Consider the following 18,939-nt stretch of genomic DNA (forward strand, 5'->3'; position numbering starts at 1 on the left):
ACATTAAGTAATCCTTACCTTTTAATCTGCAGATTGGCGAAAGCAAATACAATAGCTTCACTATCATGATAAGGGCGCTGGCGAAGGGTGTCAAGTAAGTTTTTCGTTTCTATAGCTACTACCACGATTGTATAGGTAATTCTTCACTTATAATAATGATTCAAGCCTTCAGCTCCTCAAACACTTCACTTGCTCTATTTAAAACAGAATCAGGAAAACCAGCAAGTTTTGCTACATGTATTCCATATGACTCATCTGCAATGCCTTCAATTACTTCATGTAGAAAGATAACCTCTCCGTTCCACTCTCTTATTTTTACACAAAAACATTTCACGTTCTTCAAGTATTTGCTTACTTTAGTTAATTCATGATAATGAGTTGCAAAAATGGCGCGGCACTTATTTACATTGTGAATATGTTCAATCACCGCCTGTGCAATAGATAATCCATCATACACCCCTGTGCCCCTACCAATTTCATCAAGTATCACCAAGGAACGGTCCGTTGCCTGATTTACTATCGTTGCTGTTTCGATCATCTCTACCATGAAGGTAGAATAACCAGCTGTTATATTATCCGTTGCGCCAACCCTGCTGAATATCTTGTCAATCACTCCAATATGTGCACTCTCTGCTGGCACAAATGACCCCATGTGAGCTAAAATTGCAATGAGAGCGTTTTGCCTCAAGAAAGTGCTTTTTCCAGCCATATTAGGACCAGTAATTAGATGTATACCAGCTAAATTGATGCTATTTGCAATGAATTTATCGTTAACTTCAACCACTGGATGTCTTCCGCTACAGATATTGAACTCTTTGCTGTCATCAATAATGGGTTTTACGTAATTATTTTGCACTGCAAGCTCTGCAAACGCGGTTCTAATGTCAAGTTTTGCCAAAGCATTTGCAGCAAGAGCAATTTTTTCAGACTCTTTAGCAACTTCACTACACAGTTCACTAAAAATTTTCATTTCTAAGCCGATTGCAGCATCACGTGCCGTAAGAATTTTATTTTCTAATTCTTTCAACTCATTAGTAGTGTAGCGCATGCTATTTGCTAAGCTTTGCCTATGAATAAATATATCCGAAGTTATTTTGTGATTTGCTGACACTTCAACGTAATAACCGAGTATATTGTTGTGTAATATTTTGAGTGCGGCAATGCCAGTTAGGTCGCGATAAGATTCACGAAGTTTGGTTACCAACTTGTTACTATTGTTCAATATATAAGATAACTCGGATAATTCTGAGTTGTATTTTGGGTAGATAAACCCTCCCTCTTTCACGGAACTGAGATTATTATCAAGTATAGCACTATTTAGCAGTTCAAATAGGTCTTTATGATTACCAAGGCTCTTATGTATTGTGCTGAGTTCACTCTCGTCACTACTTATCACCTGAGTAGTAGACACTGGTTCCTTTTCTCCGGTCAAGCACTGGAGTGACATCTGAGAGTTAATTTCTGATTTTTCACTTAAACAATAATTATGCAAGGTAGACAGAAACTCAGACAACTCCAAAGTTTTTCCGAGGCCTATTTTCAATAGGTTCATATCCTTTGGTGAACCACGCCCTAGTATTAAGCGCGATAAAGACCTTTCAATATCCGGAATGTTAGATAATATCTCTCGTATTTTTCTGCGTGGCTCATGATTATTTACAAAAAATTGAGCGGTGCTGAGCCTCAAATTGATTGCCTTGGAGCAAGCAAGGGGTGAAGCGAGCATTTGTTTGAGCAGGCGTCCACCAGAGGCTGTAACTGTGTGATCAATAACTGAAATTAGTGAACCTTTCTTTTCACCAAATTGAGTTGAAAACAACTCAAGATTTCTCCTTGCTGAAGCATCAATAAGCATGAAATTTTGTTGCTTATAGGTTTTTGGGAATTCAAGCCTTGGAATGGAGCCCCTTTGTGTTACTCTGACATATTCAAGCAGTGCACCGCACGCCATGATTTCTACTTTGCTGAAATTTCCTATACTCCCAAGTTCCCTGATTTTATAAAACTCGCATAACGTTCTGTGAGATTTACTATACTCAAAAAAGCTCTGTGCGTGTTGCGTAATTGATATTTTATAATTTTTTAAAACCGATCTAATTTTTTCGTCCTCAGTGAATTTTTCAGAAATTAATAATTCTCTTGGTGATATACGCAATAAATCACTATCTAGAGCTTTCAAACTCGTTAAAGTGTGAAAAAATTTTCCCGTCGATAATTCAAGCCAACTAATAGCATATTCGTCATTTTGTTCAACTATGGACGCGAGATAATTATTGCTTTTATCCTCCAGTAGTGAATCTTCTATAATTGTACCTGGAGTTACAACTCGCACTACATCACGTTTTACTATGGATTTATAGCCCCTCTTTTTTGCTTCATCAGCAGTTTCTAATTGATCACAGATTGCTACTTTGAATCCTAAATCTATTAGCTTGTGCAGGTAAGACTCACTACTGTGTGCTGGCACTCCACACATTGGTATTTCTTGCCCACACGAATTACCTCTCTTAGTGAGCACTATATTCAGCAATTTCGCAGCTTTAATAGCATCATCGAAAAACAATTCATAAAAATCTCCTAGCCTATAAAATAGCAGATGATCTTTGTATTGAGCTTTCAGGTTCAAATACTGCTCCATCACAGGGGTGTTTTTTTCTTTTACGAAGCTCATAATATTTTTTAATATATTGTATTGATAAACGTTATTATAGATTATATTGCACATGTGGATAACATAAATTTTAAATAGGTGTATAGAGGGAAAAATTTAAAACAATTAAATTTCTTGGATCCAAGTAGTCAGGACACTTGGATGACATAAAGAGTAGGGGTATTTGATGACAAAAAAACAAAAAACGCAGTTGTCATTCCAGCGCGTGACGCTGGAATCCAGCTTCTATGCAACCTCATCAAAAACATTCATTTAGTGTAAGATCAGCTACTTTCCATGCTAGTTTACAAGCAAACTTTTCTGGATCCCAGTGGGCTTTGTTGCATCGCTCTTCGGATAGTAGGTAACGCACAATAAATTTATGAAGCTATCTCAAATTTAGCCATACCAATATCAGTGAACTTATTGAGCAAATAGCATTTAACAAGTAGTTCCTTCTCACGATTAATCTCAGATTTGCTCCTAAAACTAAACCCAAATATTCGCTTCAACCTTGAGAAAAATCCTTCAATATACGATCTTTTTCCGTAATTTACTTCTTCTTTCCATCTTTTTATACCATTCTCACCATGTAATTTCATTAACTGAATAGCGGCATTTCTATCAAGCATATAATCCAATTTTGGATGCTCTGCTGCGTTGTTTTTCGGAGGAATTTTCGTTTTTATACCATATTGATTACACAGCTTATAGAGCTTTTCTCTATCATATGCCCTATCTGCATATAGTACTTTTATGACATACTGAAAATCGACTTCTTTTAGCAAATCACAAGCTCCATAGTGATCAGAGTAGACACCATTACTGTATTTTACAGCTATGGCTTTTTTGCTGTTTGTATTCAACATTACATGCAATTTTCTTGTCTGTTCATAGCTGCGATACTTTCTATCTTCGCTATTTTCCTTGCTATGACCAGGAGTGTTGTTGTATATACTAATTCCTGTACTGTCTATAGCAATTTCGATATCTTCCATATTATTTTTATCAATTCTGCAATCATTGATCTTAATATTAAGTTTCTTAAACCTTCTTGATGATTGTGAATAGCTGATAACTTGCAAATTTTTCCCAATTTGCTCAAGTTATCCTGCTATAAACCCAACTGTTTGCCTCAGGCCTATTCTAAATAAACAAGTTATTATGTGCACCAAAATTACAACTTTATCGCTATAAATATTGTTGCCACCTGGTATTTTTGGACCATTCTCGTACCACTTTTCTATGGCTTCGTTGATATAATGAAAAATATTTCCTCTTTTTTCTAGAAATTTGTTATATTCGCTATGGTTACTGACCCTCATTTTTTGTGGCATATTTTTTCTTCAACAGTTAAATCGCTATTTTATAATGAATTTTGTCAGTAGCCACCAGATTTTTTCAGTTGCTATGCAACAAAGCCATCCCAGTGTCAAGCACTGGGATGACATCATAGGGGCGCTGGGATGACACCCTCCTTGTGTGTATTATAGCTAAAGTGACTTACGACAATTTGAAAAACGACACATTCGTCATTCCGCTACTAGTTAGCGGAATCTATACCGCGAATGAATCGCGGTATGACGTGTTGCTTGGGTCAGCTATATGTAAGTTGTGGCCCTTCTTTATTATTTTTATTAGCGGCAGTTGTATCATCAACAGATATTTCAGAGCTAACAGTGCTAATAGTTTTTTCTATCGCTTTAGCCTGTTCATAGTCTTGACTCAAAAAATACATGGCCAGTCCAATAGCTATACTAGCAACAAGGGAAGATGCTATCATTACACCTAGTATCATACCACCAGAAAGACTTACTGCAACACACACACCAGCTCCAAGTACAACACCAAGAAAACCACCAATTATTACGCCAGGCACCAAACTGCCTACCATAGCGCTTTCTTTTTTCGTATTAGCTTGTTTTTTCATACTTTTAATAAGCACTTCTTTTGTTTCTCCTTGAGCTAAATCTAAAGGAATTTTATTATCCGCGTTTTGTATCAAAGGATTTGCACTATATGTAACAAGAAGGGTGATTATTTCTTCAGTTTTATTACCTATAACTGCATGATGTAGTAATGTATTTCCCTCTTCATCTTTAAAGTTTATATGAGTACGAAATTCTTCATCTAGATTTCTTATTGGGTTGTTTTTTGCATATATCCCAGATTGTATTGCTCTATCTAAGCATTGTATCACTTGTTCTAGTGATTGCTCGCCAGGATTTTGTATAAAATGAAGCAGAATTTCGTGTACTATCGCTTCCTTTGTAGTTTTTGGGCATCGTAAAGCGTAATTAAATGTCTGTGTAGTAATAACTTCTTCTTTTCTTTTTTTAAGAACAACCCTTAAATCTTCAATCGCCTTTTCACCATCTTTTATTCCAAGAATTATTGAATCCAAATTATTTATCATGCTATCCTCCTTGGTTTGATTGCATTGCTCATTAATAAATAATATAATAAATCCTGCTAAAAGTCAAGCAATTAATTAATAAGTTAATATAATCCTCCAAAAGGAGCTCCTTACTTTTTGTTCAGCATGTCCATTGGATCAGACTCTTTAAGCTTGCTGTTTGCTGAATTTATTCATCACAATAGCTACAATGTGCTATCGAAGTTCTCTGTAATCTTAGTTGGTTCTTCTAGAATATTCAAAATATCAGTTGCACAATAAACCCGATCTCTCTTTCCTTGAGAAGTTTGTGAAACGATGCCTAAATCTTCAAGCTTTACGATTGCTCTTTGGGCTGTTGTAAATACGACACCTAAGTTTTCAACCACTTTCCTTATAGTAAAGTAAGGGTTTAAAGACTATTAACTAAATCATTGTTCCATTCAAATTTTGGTGGCAAGGGGCTTGGTATAAATGCCTGATAACCAGCGAATACTTTGCCTGATGGTGATCCTTTAATATACATTCATTCAACCTAGCACACTATTTTTATAGTATATATTATTTTCAAATAAAGTCAAAAATGAAAATAAGGCTTTATCTTATTTGCGTGCATGAAAATAAGAAACTCTCTTATTATTGATTTTGCTCAAAAACGAAAATAGAAGAAGCTGCTGAACTTTATATATCCTGTTTTTCTGGAGAACTGCTATAAAACTTCTGAGTGAAGTCACTTAATTTTTACACATCTATTGTAGAGTAAGAAGAACCGAATTTGAAACAAAAATGCTAACTGATGCTTGGACTTTACTGACACTTACACTACTTGAAACTATACTTAGTGTAGACAATTTAATCTTTATTTCTCTAGCAATAGATAAGGTACCAAATGCGCTGAGAGAAAGAGTGCGCCTTATGGGCCTTGGATTAGCACTATTAATGCGTTTTGTAATACTATTTTTTACATCATCTATATTGTCAATGCAAAAACCTATATTTCACACTGCATCAGCAAGGGATTTACTTATGATCGCAGGGGGATTATTCCTTATTGTTAAGAGCTCTATGGAGTTACGGGATGACATCTTTGTATGTAAGAAAAATAAAAAGAAAGCAAACGTTAAATCAAAATTTTTTTTAGTTGTGCTACAAATTATATTAATAGATTTAGTTTTTTCGGTTGATTCGATATTAACTGCTATAGCACTAACTTATAACATGGTAATAATTGCTACAGCATTTACATTTTCCATGCTAGCAATGCTGTTTTTATCAAGTTATACCGCCCAGTTAATCAAATCTAACCCAGGGTTAAAAATAATCGCCATTTTATTTATTTTACTTGTCGGTGTGTACCTCATACTTCATGGATTTCATATAGAATTACCAAAAGGATATTTGTATTCTTCATTTATGTTTGCACTGCTTGTGGAAATTATAAGCAAAATAAAGAAAATTAACCGTCATACCGCGATTCATTCGCGGTATCTCTAGATCCAGCTAACAAGCAGCGGGATCTTTTTGATTTACTCCCACTCAATAGTTGCGGGTGGTTTAGAAGTGATATCATAAACAACTCTATTTACTCCGGGAACATTATTAACAATTATACTGCCAACATTCTGTAAAAAATCCCAAAATACTAGCAAGTGTTGATCCTTATTTTCAAATGGAAATGCATCAGCTGTCATACCATCAGATGATGTTACAGCCCTTAAAGCACAAACATATCCATACGTACGACCATCTCCCATAACGCCTACAGTTTTTATTGGTAATAATACAGCAAAAGCTTGCCATATCTTATCATATAGATCGTAATTTTTCATCGTATTAATATATATTTCATCTACTTCTTGCAATATTTGCACCTTTTCTTCATCGACTTCACTTATAATCCTCACCGCAAGTCCGGGTCCTGGAAATGGATGTTGAAATATTATCTCATCTGAAAGCCCAATTTCCTTTCCAAGTAGCCTTACCTCATCTTTAAAGAGGTAACGTAAAGGCTCCACTAACTTCAGATTCATCTTTTCTGGCAACCCACCAACATTATGGTGAGACTTAATTGTACTAGTGTTGTCTGAGGCATGCCCTGACTCAACTACATCAGAGTAGATGGTACCTTGCATCAAAAAATCCACATCACCTATTTTTTTTGCTTCTTCTTCAAACACTTCAATAAAAGTGTTACCGATAATTTTTCGTTTTTCTTCTGGATCAGTTATTCCCTTCAATCTACTCAAAAATAAATTTGATTTATCAACGTAGTTTATCGGAATCTCTTTCAACATAGCAATGGTCTGGTTCTTGCGTAACAACCCAGTATCGATAAAAATACAGTTTAATTGTTTTCCTATAGCTTTATATGTGAGAGCCGCTGCAACGCTTGAATCAACCCCACCACTTACTGCAGCGATTACTTTTTTCTCTCCTACTACATTTTTGATTTTTTCCTTTTGCTCCTCAATAAACGACTTCATTGTCCAGTCTCTTTTGCAATTTGCAATATCCAAGAAGTTAGAGAGCAATTTACTGCCATTTGTTGTGGGCTTAACCTCAGGATGGAACTGAGTACAGTAAATCTTCCGCTGTTCGTTGACAATCATTGCAATTGTTTGATTTATCACACCTGATGCGATAACAGTAAATCCCTGTGGTATAGTATCAACACTGTCCGCATGGTTCATTAATACATCCACTTCAGAATTAACATCCCAGGTATCCTTTACAATGGGGGATTCTTTTAGTATCTTGATTTTAGTTCTACCAAACTCCTGTTTGAAACTCTCTTTTACTTTTGCTCCAAAATAATGACAAATGAGTTGCTGTCCATAGCATATTCCAAGTATAGGAACGTTTGTTGCCTCATTAAGTTTTATAATTTCATGTACTACTCTACTTGTTTCAGAACAATCATCATTTACAGATTGTGGTCCTCCAGAGAGAATAAACCCATTGAATTTTGATATTGTTTCAAAACTGATGTTGCTTGGAAATATCTCACAATAAACACCCATTCCTCTTACTTGTCTTGCGATAAGCTGTGTAAACTGTGAACCAAAATCAATAATGGCAATTGCTGACAATTTGCTCCTCCATATTATTTAAAATGATATCTGATAATAAAGAAAATAATGGAGTAAGTAAACCAAGACCTGTTTAAAAGCTTTAACGCGTGGTACAAGTTAGCTATATAGCTAATTTTCCTACACCATACCGCTGCGGCGCTAACTAGTAGCGGAATGACAGCAATCTACGTCATACCGCCGCAGTATCTCAGCCGCTAACAAGTAGCGGGATTATCTTCATGCTGCCACGAACCGTCATACCGCGATTCATTCGCGGTATCTCAGCCGCTAACAAGAGATCCCGCTAACAAGCAGCGGGATGACGAGGTATAAACTTTATCGTCATGCCACCGCGAACCGTCATACCGCGATTCATTCGCGGTATCTCGGCAATAGATCCCGCTAACAAGTAGCGGGATGACGATTGTCGTTTAGCCATAAATGTTAAGAAATTTACCAAATGAAAAAAAAGGCAAAAGAAGCCCCGTAGTTGGCTAATTACTTACATTATACTTTCAAGTATGGCGTTTTTTTATTCTAAACGCTTAATAACCGCGACTCAGCTGCTTTTAAATGCAACTAACCTTAGCTATAAATGTTTAAGAAATTTACTAAACAGAAAAAAAGGCAAAAGAAACCCTAGGGTAGCTAGTTATTCACTATCCATTTTTTAAGTTGGCGTTTTTTTATGTTTTAAACGCTTTATAAGCGCGTTTCAGCTTATGTAGGTAGAAGTTTGATAAAGACATAAGGTGCACATAGTGCAAAAAATTAAACATGAGACGCCAGATACGTGAGTTTTTTTGTCATTTAATCTGTACAGAGAAGATAAATAAATAGCTTCAATTTTATGATAAGAGGGCTGGCGGAGTTTGTCAAGAAAGTTTTTTCGTTTCTATTCCCAATAAAAGTGCGTTATATGGTTATGCAAGAAGTCTATTTACCCATTTGCTTAACTTTCTCTCTACTTTTTTTGAGTAAGGCCGCTATTGGCATGACAGACATTCATCGTAGTCAATATCTGTTTTTTGTTGCAATATTTCACTTTTTTTGAATATGTCATGCGAGACCTTATCGGCTCTCTGCATTGATTGTGATCTGCAGTAATATAAGCTCTTCAATCCTTTTTTCCAAGCAAGCATGTGTATTTTGTGCAAGTAACGTTTATGTACGTTGGCAGGTAAGAACAGATTTACTGATTGAGATTGACAAATATACGAAGTTCTATCACTTGCATGTTCTATAATCCATCTTTGGTCAAGCTCGTACGCTGTTTTAAATGTCAATTTTTCATGCTCACTAAGAAAATCTAAATGCTGAACGGAACCCTCGTTTGTTGAAATTGAAGACCATATTTTATCATTGTCTTGATTTTTTTCTGCTAATAGTTTTTGCAAGAATTTATTTCGCACTACAAATGAGCCTGTAAGTGTCTTTTGTATGAATACGTTTGCTGCGTATGGTTCTATTCCAGGGGAGGTATTACCTGCAATAATGGAGATCGAGGCAGTAGGAGCAATAGCGAGTTTGTGTGTAAACCTTTCCATTAGATCAACTTCTTTGGCATCAGAACATGCTCCCTTTTCTTCTGCTAATTTTTTAGAAACTATATCTGCTTGCTCGCGTAAATACTTAAATATTTTTTTATTCCATTGTTGTGCTGTTACTGATTCAAAAGGAACCATTTTGCTTTGTAAAAATGAGTGAAAGCCCATCACACCAAGACCAATACTGCGTTCTCTTATTGCAGAATATTTTGCTCGCTGCATTTCATTCGGTGCTTTATTTATGAAATCTTCCAATACATTATCAAGAAAGCGCATTATATCTTCTATGAAGAGTTTATTGTCTTTCCATTCTTCGTAGTACTCAAGGTTTACGGATGATAGACAACACACAGCAGTGCGTGACTTATTCAGGTGATCATAACCTGTGGTTAAAGTTATTTCACTGCATAGATTTGACATCTTGATGTCTAAGTTGAGCTTTTTGTAAGATTCTGGCTTATTGTTATTTGTTGCATCAAGGAAAATAATGTAAGGTTCTCCAGTTTCAACTCTTGCTGTTAATATTTTGATCCATATATCCCGCGCTTTTACAGTTGAAATAACCTTATTGTTGTGAGGGCTTATTAAATTCCATTCTTGATCATTCTCAACAGCCTGCATAAATTTATCTGTTACTATTACAGCATGATGTATATTTAACGCTTTGCGATTTGGGTCACCGCCTGTTGGCTTGCGTAAATCTAGAAACTCTTCTATCTCCGGATGAGATACAGGAAGGTAGACTGCTGAACTTCCTCGCCTTAGGGATCCCTGACTAATTGCAAGCGTTAGAGCATTTTGCACTACAATAAATGGAACAATTCCTGATGTTTTGCCGCTACCCTTTACGCTTTCGCCTATTGAGCGTAAATTTCCCCAATAACTACCTATGCCTCCTCCACGTGCAGCAAGCCAAACATTTTCGTTCCATAGATCAACTATTCCCTGCAAGCTGTCTTCGGTTTCATTAAGAAAGCAAGAGATAGGTAACCCTCTCTTAGTGCCACCATTGCTGAGTATTGGTGTTGAAGGCATGAACCACAAGTTGCTCATGTAGTCATAAAGACGCTGCGCATGTTCTTTATTATCAGAATAGTAATTAGCAATACGTGCAAAGAGGTCTTGATAACTTTCATTTTCTATTAAATACCTGTCTGATAGAACTGCTTTTCCAAAGTTGGTTAATTTGCTGTCCTTTGCGTAATTAATGGTAATGTTATTCATAAAGTTCCTTTTATTCTTTTATTATATATAGATACTTAAAAGTCATTTTGAGCGATTTTTAAGTTAGGTTTTTCGGATTTTCTTGTTGATGCTGTAATGCAAACAAGATACCGTCAACCTGACTGCCATATATTTTACAGTAACTCATATAACTTATTTGCATATTTATTTCTTTTGCAACATGTTGAACATAACTTTCTGAGTGACGAAAATAGTCTCCTTTATTTACAAAGTCAATACCTTCACCTTCCTTTCTTCTTATTAAACATACAATAACTCCTTTTTTGCTCGTAGATCTTTTTGCTAATTCCAACTCTTCTTGAAAGTCATGTAGATAATGTAGCACTTCAGCAAAGATAATTACATCATACTGCTGGTTTTTCTCTTGTTTAAGAAACTCTTTCATTTCCATATGTATTAATTCATTGTAAACAGGCTTACCTTTTATAAAGCATCCTCTTGCGATATTTAGCATTCTACTTGAAATGTCAATTCCTGTTATATGGTTTCCAATACTATTTATTTTCAAGAAATGACCACATATTCCAGTTCCACAACCAAGGTCGAGTATATTGAGCTCAGAAGTGGAGTTGTTGAAGATTTTTGTAATTATCATGTGTACAAGTTCATGCCCTCTATATTGTTTGGCAATCAACCAATGCTCAACAAAATATTCACCTGTGTAATCAAAATATTGTCTTATGAGGTTTTTTGGCAATTCTGTAATAGGCGCTGAGTTTGTCATTTTTTTTATATAGTAAGACGCCTCCTCGTGGTCATTATCTAATTTTAGTGCCCTTGTTAAATAATTATAAGCTTTGTTAGTATTCCCTACCGCAAAATGACACCTTCCGATGTTATACCAGACTATAGGTAAATGGGGGTAAAATATGCTAATTAACCAAAATCGTAACTTTGCATCTGATATGCTACCTTTATAAAAGTGATATAAACCGATTTCAATGTTGGTGTTTAACAGGTTCTTAGATTTTTTAAGAAGCACTGTCATTTCTTTATGAAGAGTATTATATTTATTCACAATGAAGTGTTTTACTTTCTTAATATTTAATACGCCAATGAGCTTAGACATACAATTTAAAGCAACGTTTTTTATAAAAGAGAGATTACTTTTCATACGTTAGAAATACTCCGAATGTTTATTATCATTTTTAGGCAATTGATTTTAACACATTTTATCTTACAAAATATCTGTTTTATTAATTTTTACTGTATATATAAGTTTACCACATATTTCTCAGATTATACTGTTTAGGATTGCTAGTATATTGTTGTTGATAATATAAGTAAATGTTTTGTGCAAAAAGGCGTTGACATATTATTTATTAGGTTATAATATATAAAAGATTAATTTAGTTTTTAGATGTTTGACAAGTTTTATGGTAGAGATTAATTTAATCTCAATTCAATTTTAATAATATTTAACTCTGCATATTCTGCATATAGTCGGATAAATAAATTATTAAGAGCACTTGATGGATGCCTTGGCGTTAAGAGGCGATGAAGGACGTGGCAGGCTGCGATAAGCTGTGGGGAATTGTCAACAAATTTTGATCCGCAGATTTCCGAATGGGGAAACCCAACTAGTTTAGCTAGTTATTACGTACTAAGTATGTAAAGCAAACTTGGTGAACTGAAATATCTAAGTAGCCAAAGGAAAAGAAATCAACCGAGATTCTGTTAGTAGTGACGAGCGAAAGCGGAAAAGGCTAGTGATTTAAGAATAAGAATTAGAATACTCTGGAAATAGTAACCATAGAAGGTGATAGTCCTGTATAAGTAGAAAGTTTTTAAATCCTTGAGTAGAGCGGGGCACGTGAAATCCTGTTTGAATATGGGGGGACCATCCTCCAAGCCTAAATACTCCTTAACGACCGATAGTGAACAAGTACCGTGAGGGAAAGGTGAAAAGAACCCCGGGAGGGGAGTGAAATAGAATCTGAAATCAAGTGCTTACAAACAGTTGGAGCTCTATATCAATTTATTGATATTTAGAGTGACAGCGTACCTTTTGCATAATGGGTCAGCGAGTTAATCTATGAAGCAAGCTTAAGCCGTTAGGTGTAGGCGTAGCGAAAGCAAGTCTGAATAGGGCGTTTTAGTTTTATGGATTAGACCCGAAACCAAGTGATCTAGTCATGACCAGATTGAAGGTGTGGTAAAACACACTGGAGGATCGAACCAGTTAATGTTGCAACATTATTGGATGAGTTGTGATTAGGGGTGAAAGGCCAATCAAACTTGGAAATAGCTGGTTCTCCGCGAAATCTATTTAGGTAGAGCGTTGTATGTATGTTGTTGGGGGTAGAGCACTGGATAGACTAGGGGGATTCACCGTCTTACCAAATCTAACTAAACTCCGAATACCAACAATTAATTATACAGCAGGCACACTACGGGTGCTAAGTCCGTGGTGAAGAGGGAAACAACCCAGATCACTATCTAAGGTCCCAAAATTACAGCTAAGTGGGGAAGGAAGTAGAAAAACCATTACAGCTAGGAGGTTGGCTTGGAAGCAGCCATCCTTTAAAGAAAGCGTAACAGCTCACTTGTCTAAATAAGTTTTTCTGCGCCGAAAATGTACCGGGGCTAAAGCTGTATACCGAAGATGTGAGTGCTTATTGATTTCGATCAATAGGCGCGGTAGCGGAGCGTTCCGTAAGTCTGTGAAGGTGGTTTGTGAAAACTGCTGGAGATATCGGAAGTGAGAATGCTGACATAAGTAGCGTAAAAGAGTGTGAAAAACACTCTCACCAAAAATCTAAGGGTTCCTACGTTAAGTTAATCTGCGTAGGGTTAGTCGGTTCCTAAGGCGAGTCCGTAAAGGAGTAGTCGATGGCAATTAGGTTAATATTCCTAAACCTCTTAAGTGTGACGGGTTTCGTATTTGTATAGATCTTATTGGATTGATCTATGCTTAAAAGAAGCTCCAGGAAATAGCACTTATATTTATGAGGCCGTACCGCAAACCGACACTGGTGGATGAGTAGAGTATACTAAGGTGTTGAAAGAATGATGTTGAAGGAACTCGGCAAATTATACCTGTAACTTCGGAAGAAGGGTAACCTGCTTTTAGGCAACTATGAGTAGGTGGCACAAAATAGGGAGTAGCGACTGTTTACTAAAAACACAGGACTCTGCAAACACGTAAGTGGAAGTATAGGGTCTGACGCCTGCCCGGTGCTGGAAGGTTAATAGGAAGGGTGCAAGCTCCGAATTGAAGCCCCAGTAAACGGCGGCCGTAACACTGACGGTCCTAAGGTAGCGAAATTCCTTGTCGGGTAAGTTCCGACCCGCACGAATGGCGTAACGATTTCTCCACTGTCTCCAACATCACTTCAGCGAAATTGAATTCCCCGTGCAGATGCGGGGTACCCGCGGTTAGACGAAGAGACCCCGTGCACCTTTACTATAGCTTTACATTGCTATTAAAAGTGTGATGTGCAGGATAGGTGGGAGACTTTGAAGTTATGGCGCTAGCTATAATGGAGTCAACCTTGAGATACCACCCTTTACACTTTTGATATCTAACTATGTTTCATTATCTGGAACTAGGACATTGTATGGTGGGTAGTTTGACTGGGGCGGTCGCCTCCTAAAAAGTAACGGAGGCGTGCGAAGGTAAGCTAGAGCTGGTCGGAAATCAGCTTGATAGTATAATGGCATAAGCTTGCCTGACTGCGAGGCTGACAAGCCAAGCAGAGACGAAAGTCGGTCATAGTGATCCGGTGATTCTGTATGGAAGGGTCATCGCTCAACGGATAAAAGGTACGCCGGGGATAACAGGCTGATGGTGTTCGAGCGTTCATAGCGACGACACCGTTTGGCACCTCGATGTCGACTCATCACATCCTGGGGCTGAAGAAGGTCCCAAGGGTTCGGCTGTTCGCCGATTAAAGTGATACGTGAGTTGGGTTTAGAACGTCGTGAGACAGTTCGGTTTCTATCTGCCGTGGGTGAAGGAAATTTGAGAAGGTCTGACTCTAGTACGAGAGGACCGAGATGGATATACCTCTGGTGTACCAGCTGTTATGCCAATAGCATCGCTGGGTGGCTATGTATAGATGGGATAATTGCTGAAAGCATATAAGCAAGAAACCCTCTTCAAAAAGATTTCCCAATTAAGGCCGTGGAAGACTACCACGTTGATAGGCTAGGTGTGGAAGCATGGTAACATGTGAAGCTAACTAGTACTAATAGCCTGATTGATTTATTTGCTTTCTATATGTGTGTATGCAGTGTTAAATATTAAGTTAAAATTGTTAAATTAGAAATTTTTATTGACTTGGTGGCTATAGCAAAAATGAACCACCCGATCTCATTTCGAACTCGGAAGTGAAACTTTTTAGCGCTGATGGTACTTGAAAAGGGAGAGTAAGTCGCCGCCAAGTTTATAAAAATTTCTTTGTTAATTAGACAGTAGGTATACTTATATTTTAACTTTCTTGTTTTGTTACTATTCTTTAAGTTTTTACTTTAACCACGATATCTTTTTTTTCTTATATGTTCTTGGTCATTTTCTACATTATTTAGCATTGTTCCTACTTCCCCTAATTGATTACCTTTTGAAGGAGAATTACTGATTTCTGGTAATATTACATTACCTCCCACTTTTTTAAATAATTCTTCTTGTTGGCGAAATGCTGACCTCCAATCTGTTCCTGTTCCTTTAGGAAGAAATAAGAATTGATACATCTGACCAAAGCCTGTGTTATTTACCTCTTTTATATGCTCTACCATTCACCACACCCATTAACTATTTTTAAAAATTTTACCTATATTATCATAAAAAATATAGTTGTAAATACCTTAATTGAGATTTTTTTTTATTTTATCTTTTTTAAGCAAATAGTTAGATCTTTTTGTAAATTTTTATAACTTGCTTGCATAATGTTTCTATGAGTTAGTATTATGTAGTAGTGCCCTATATTACTTATATTTAAAATGCTAATTTTAGCAAGCATTCGTAGTTGCCTTTTTATTTTATTTCTTTTTGCTGCTTTTCCGGTTTTTTTACTGATAGCCAGACCTACTCTAATAGTATGAATGTACTTTTCAGGTTCTCTTTCTTTTATAGCGTACAGTGATATATAAAGCCCACGATAAAAAAGACTGTTGAGTGCTAACTTATTTTTGAAAGCAGAAGAAAAATCTTTTTTTTTATACTTACTATGCGCATAATTTGTTACACCCTAATGAACGGCGCCTATTAAGGATTTTTCTTCCAGCTCTTGTTGCCATACGTGAACGAAATCCGTGTCTGCGCTTTCTTATCAAATTTTTTGGTTGAAATGTTCTCTTCATTGTTTTTATATTAATATAATTATTTATTTTAAATTGTTTTACTTTATTGTCAAATAATGGTGAACTTGTATGACATTTTCGTAGAATAAAATTTGATGCATGGAAGAATGAATTCGGTGATAGTCATACCTGTCTTACTAATCCTTTTATTTTGTTTTAGTAGGTTTCAAGAAGTAAATAAGGTTAAATCTTATCTATATCTTAGTTGTGTATGGATGCTAACTTGGTTGTTAGTATTCTATAATAATTGTTTTGTAACTTTTATTTCTATAGCGTTACTTTTTTTCATGCTTGCTTTTATCTTTAAAAATAAAAGAAATAAGATAATAAAACTTTCGTTATTTGTGGCTTTGGCCATATCATTTTTTATCACTTTATTTATAATGCTGTCTATTTTTATTCAATCCATTAGTTTTTTTAATAAAGTAGCTATTTCAGAATTCTTGTTTTGCTTGAAATGGGGCCACAATGTAGTCACTATCAATGAAGAGAAGATAGGATGTTTTGGTATAGCGCCGCTTTTAGTTGGTACATTACTTATAACTATTATAGCAATGTTAGTTGTCGTTCCGCTTGGTTTATTTTCTGCAATATATATTAGTGAATATGCGAGTGAGAAAGTGCGTTATATTGTTAATACAACTTTGCAAGTTTTGTCTGCTATTCCTACGGTTGTATATGGATATTTCGCGGTTGTGTTTTTGTCTTTCTTTATAAAGCAGGTAGCAAATTTTTTTGGTTTAAGTATACACTCAGAAAGTGCCTTAGTTGCCGGTTTATCGATTGGGATAATGATTCTTCCTTTTATTATTTCTTTACTCGAAGATGCCATAAGATCTGTTCCAAAAAGCTTGCGTTATGGCTTCATGGCACTTGGTGCAACTCCAGCGGAAACTATATGGCATATAACAATACCTTATGCAATGCCTACAATTTTAAGTGCAATTTTATTGTCAATTTCAAGAGTGATAGGTGAAACAATGATTGTGCTAATGGCTGTGGGAATCAACGCAAATTTGACTTTTAACCCTCTTAATTCAGTTACTACCATTACCGTGCAGATCGCTACATTACTTACCGGAGATCAGGATTTCAATAGTGTACAAACTCTTGCTGCTTATGCGCTTAGTTTAGTATTGTTTATTATTACTTGGCTATTAAATGCATTTGCATTGTTTGTAATGAAGCGTAACTAGTAAGCGTTTTAATGTTGCAAAATTTCTATTAATAATATAAAATTTATTTTCTTTAGAAGTTCTTTTATGGAATTATAGTGTTAGGTGATAAAAATAAAGAGATGAATATAGGTAGAGCGATTAAGGTAACTCAAGCAGTTGTTGATATAAAATTTGAAGGTGAATTGCCTAAAATATTTAATGCTTTAAAAAGCAAACTAAAATATAAGGATAAGGAGCTGGTTTTAGAAGTTTCGCAGCATATAGGTGACAATATAGTTCGTTGTATTGCTATGGATAGCACAGATGGCATGTCAAGGGGGGATGAATTTGTTGATACAGGTGCACCAATATCGGTGCCAATTGGGCGTTCAACTTTAGGAAGGATTTTTAATGTTGTTGGAGAGCTTATAGATGAGTGTGGTCCACTGAAGGGAAAGTATAACTTAGAGCCTATACACAGAGCACCTCCAAGTTTTACTGAACAGAGAATACAGGAAGAAGTTTTAGTTACGGGAATAAAAGTTATAGATCTTCTTGCACCTTATCTTAAAGGAGGAAAAATTGGCTTATTTGGTGGAGCCGGTGTTGGTAAAACAGTCCTAATAATGGAATTAATTAATAATATAGCAAAAGCTCATAAAGGATTTTCTGTGTTTGCCGGGGTAGGGGAGAGAACGCGTGAAGGTAACGATCTTTATCACGAGATGATCACTTCAAATGTAATAAATATAAATGAGCATGAAAAATCTCAAGCTGTTTTGGTTTATGGTCAGATGAATGAGCCTCCTGGAGCAAGGGCTAGAGTTGCTTTAACAGCACTTACTATGGCAGAGTATTTTCGTGACCGTGAAAACCAAGATGTTCTATTTTTTGTGGATAATATCTTTAGATTTACACAAGCTGGTTCTGAAATTTCTGCTTTACTTGGAAGAATACCGTCAGCTGTTGGTTATCAGCCAACCCTTGCAACTGATATGGGTGCAATGCAAGAAAGAATAGCTTCAACAACTTCTGGCTCTATTACTTCTGTGCAAGCTATATATGTTCCTGCGGACGATTTAACTGATCCAGCCCCAGCAACTACATTCTCTCACCTTGATGCAACCACAGTGTTGTCAAGGCAAATAGCTGAAATGGGAATATACCCTGCTGTTGATCCACTTGATTCAACTTCTCAGTCTTTATCTGCTGAAATCATTGGTGAAGAACATTATAATGTAGCTTCTGAGGTGAAACGTATATTGCAAACTTATAAATCACTGCAAGATATTATCGCAATACTTGGTATGGATGAGCTATCTGATGAAGATAAAATTATTGTTGATAGGGCTCGTAAGATTCAGAAATTTCTTTCTCAACCTTTTCACGTTGCAGAAATATTTACTGGCATGCCTGGTAAATTTGTTTCACTTTCTGATACTGTTTCCAGTTTTAAAGGGATTGTTGAAGGCAAATATGATCACTTACCAGAGGCTGCTTTTTATATGGTGGGGAATATAGATGAAGCAATAAAAAAGGCTGAATTAATACAAGCTGAAGCTAAATAAAAGTT

The 18,939-nt window shown here is 36.0% G+C and carries 11 protein-coding genes, 2 rRNA genes and 2 pseudogenes; 5 read left to right on the forward strand and 10 right to left on the reverse strand.

The annotated features are described in order from the left end of the window. Nucleotides 1–160: 160 nt before the first annotated feature. The 4 genes and pseudogenes from mutS to OOK89_RS03010 form a co-directional block, all read right to left on the reverse strand. Nucleotides 161–2,671, reverse strand: a complete 2,511-nt coding sequence (mutS, locus tag OOK89_RS02990) for a DNA mismatch repair protein MutS (RefSeq protein WP_264719308.1) — start codon at nucleotides 2,669–2,671, stop codon at nucleotides 161–163. Between the two features lie 359 nt (nucleotides 2,672–3,030). Beyond that, nucleotides 3,031–3,987 (reverse strand): annotated as a pseudogene (locus OOK89_RS02995) (IS5 family transposase). 260 nt (nucleotides 3,988–4,247) lie between these two features. Continuing rightward, complete coding sequence (locus OOK89_RS03005; RefSeq protein ID WP_141456816.1) at nucleotides 4,248–5,066, reverse strand: ankyrin repeat domain-containing protein; 819 nt, start codon at nucleotides 5,064–5,066, stop codon at nucleotides 4,248–4,250. Nucleotides 5,067–5,251: 185 nt separating this feature from the next. Next, nucleotides 5,252–5,434 (reverse strand): hypothetical protein, encoded by a 183-nt coding sequence (locus OOK89_RS03010; protein WP_006279522.1) that lies wholly within the window; start codon nucleotides 5,432–5,434, stop codon nucleotides 5,252–5,254. Between the two features lie 397 nt (nucleotides 5,435–5,831). On the opposite strand from OOK89_RS03010, the gene OOK89_RS03015 reads away from it, so the two are divergent. After that, nucleotides 5,832–6,539 (forward strand): TerC family protein, encoded by a 708-nt coding sequence (locus OOK89_RS03015; RefSeq protein WP_038199715.1) that lies wholly within the window; start codon nucleotides 5,832–5,834, stop codon nucleotides 6,537–6,539. 32 nt (nucleotides 6,540–6,571) lie between these two features. Here the strand turns inward: OOK89_RS03015 and guaA are convergent, their stop codons facing one another. The 3 genes from guaA to OOK89_RS03030 form a co-directional block, all read right to left on the reverse strand. Next, a complete protein-coding gene (guaA, locus tag OOK89_RS03020; protein WP_264719281.1) occupies nucleotides 6,572–8,134 on the reverse strand; it encodes a glutamine-hydrolyzing GMP synthase in 1,563 nt (520 codons plus the stop codon). Nucleotides 8,135–9,102: 968 nt separating this feature from the next. After that, a complete protein-coding gene (locus OOK89_RS03025) occupies nucleotides 9,103–10,887 on the reverse strand; it encodes a ribonucleoside-diphosphate reductase subunit alpha (RefSeq protein WP_264719282.1) in 1,785 nt (594 codons plus the stop codon). 58 nt (nucleotides 10,888–10,945) lie between these two features. Then, nucleotides 10,946–12,022, reverse strand: a complete 1,077-nt coding sequence (locus OOK89_RS03030; protein WP_012673083.1) for a methyltransferase domain-containing protein — start codon at nucleotides 12,020–12,022, stop codon at nucleotides 10,946–10,948. A 335-nt stretch (nucleotides 12,023–12,357) separates the two neighbouring features. On the opposite strand from OOK89_RS03030, the gene OOK89_RS03035 reads away from it, so the two are divergent. Both OOK89_RS03035 and rrf read left to right on the forward strand, forming a co-directional pair. After that, nucleotides 12,358–15,123: ribosomal RNA gene (locus OOK89_RS03035) — 23S ribosomal RNA — on the forward strand. A 66-nt stretch (nucleotides 15,124–15,189) separates the two neighbouring features. Further along, nucleotides 15,190–15,296 (forward strand): 5S ribosomal RNA (gene rrf / locus OOK89_RS03040). Between the two features lie 85 nt (nucleotides 15,297–15,381). Here rrf and OOK89_RS03045 read toward each other — a convergent pair. The 3 genes and pseudogenes from OOK89_RS03045 to rpmH form a co-directional block, all read right to left on the reverse strand. After that, the gene (locus tag OOK89_RS03045) at nucleotides 15,382–15,645 is read right to left on the reverse strand and encodes a hypothetical protein (protein ID WP_065094928.1); all 264 of its coding nucleotides are present in this window, start codon (nucleotides 15,643–15,645) and stop codon (nucleotides 15,382–15,384) included. Between the two features lie 86 nt (nucleotides 15,646–15,731). Continuing rightward, nucleotides 15,732–16,007: pseudogene (rnpA, locus tag OOK89_RS03050) on the reverse strand (ribonuclease P protein component); the annotation flags it as partial. A 67-nt stretch (nucleotides 16,008–16,074) separates the two neighbouring features. Continuing rightward, the gene (rpmH, locus tag OOK89_RS03055) at nucleotides 16,075–16,209 is read right to left on the reverse strand and encodes a 50S ribosomal protein L34 (protein ID WP_006279898.1); all 135 of its coding nucleotides are present in this window, start codon (nucleotides 16,207–16,209) and stop codon (nucleotides 16,075–16,077) included. Between the two features lie 107 nt (nucleotides 16,210–16,316). On the opposite strand from rpmH, the gene pstC reads away from it, so the two are divergent. Next, a complete protein-coding gene (gene pstC / locus OOK89_RS03060) occupies nucleotides 16,317–17,405 on the forward strand; it encodes a phosphate ABC transporter permease subunit PstC (RefSeq protein ID WP_038199744.1) in 1,089 nt (362 codons plus the stop codon). 101 nt (nucleotides 17,406–17,506) lie between these two features. Then, the gene (gene atpD / locus OOK89_RS03065) at nucleotides 17,507–18,934 is read left to right on the forward strand and encodes a F0F1 ATP synthase subunit beta (RefSeq protein WP_010962432.1); all 1,428 of its coding nucleotides are present in this window, start codon (nucleotides 17,507–17,509) and stop codon (nucleotides 18,932–18,934) included. The last annotated feature ends 5 nt before the right edge of the window (nucleotides 18,935–18,939 follow it).

Source organism: Wolbachia endosymbiont (group A) of Lasioglossum morio, from assembly GCF_947250585.1.
Lineage (GTDB): Bacteria > Pseudomonadota > Alphaproteobacteria > Rickettsiales > Anaplasmataceae > Wolbachia > Wolbachia pipientis.

What these genes read in the sequence shown, in the direction of transcription:
- mutS (WP_264719308.1), bottom strand. Translation starts at nt 2,671, where the DNA reads ATGAGCTTCGTAAAAGAAAAAAACACCCCTGTGATGGAGCAGTATTTG.
- OOK89_RS03005 (WP_141456816.1), bottom strand. Translation starts at nt 5,066, where the DNA reads ATGATAAATAATTTGGATTCAATAATTCTTGGAATAAAAGATGGTGAA.
- OOK89_RS03015 (WP_038199715.1), top strand. Translation starts at nt 5,832, where the DNA reads ATGCTAACTGATGCTTGGACTTTACTGACACTTACACTACTTGAAACT.
- OOK89_RS03025 (WP_264719282.1), bottom strand. Translation starts at nt 10,887, where the DNA reads ATGAATAACATTACCATTAATTACGCAAAGGACAGCAAATTAACCAAC.
- OOK89_RS03030 (WP_012673083.1), bottom strand. Translation starts at nt 12,022, where the DNA reads ATGAAAAGTAATCTCTCTTTTATAAAAAACGTTGCTTTAAATTGTATG.
- OOK89_RS03045 (WP_065094928.1), bottom strand. Translation starts at nt 15,645, where the DNA reads ATGGTAGAGCATATAAAAGAGGTAAATAACACAGGCTTTGGTCAGATG.
- rpmH (WP_006279898.1), bottom strand. Translation starts at nt 16,209, where the DNA reads ATGAAGAGAACATTTCAACCAAAAAATTTGATAAGAAAGCGCAGACAC.
- pstC (WP_038199744.1), top strand. Translation starts at nt 16,317, where the DNA reads ATGAATTCGGTGATAGTCATACCTGTCTTACTAATCCTTTTATTTTGT.
- atpD (WP_010962432.1), top strand. Translation starts at nt 17,507, where the DNA reads ATGAATATAGGTAGAGCGATTAAGGTAACTCAAGCAGTTGTTGATATA.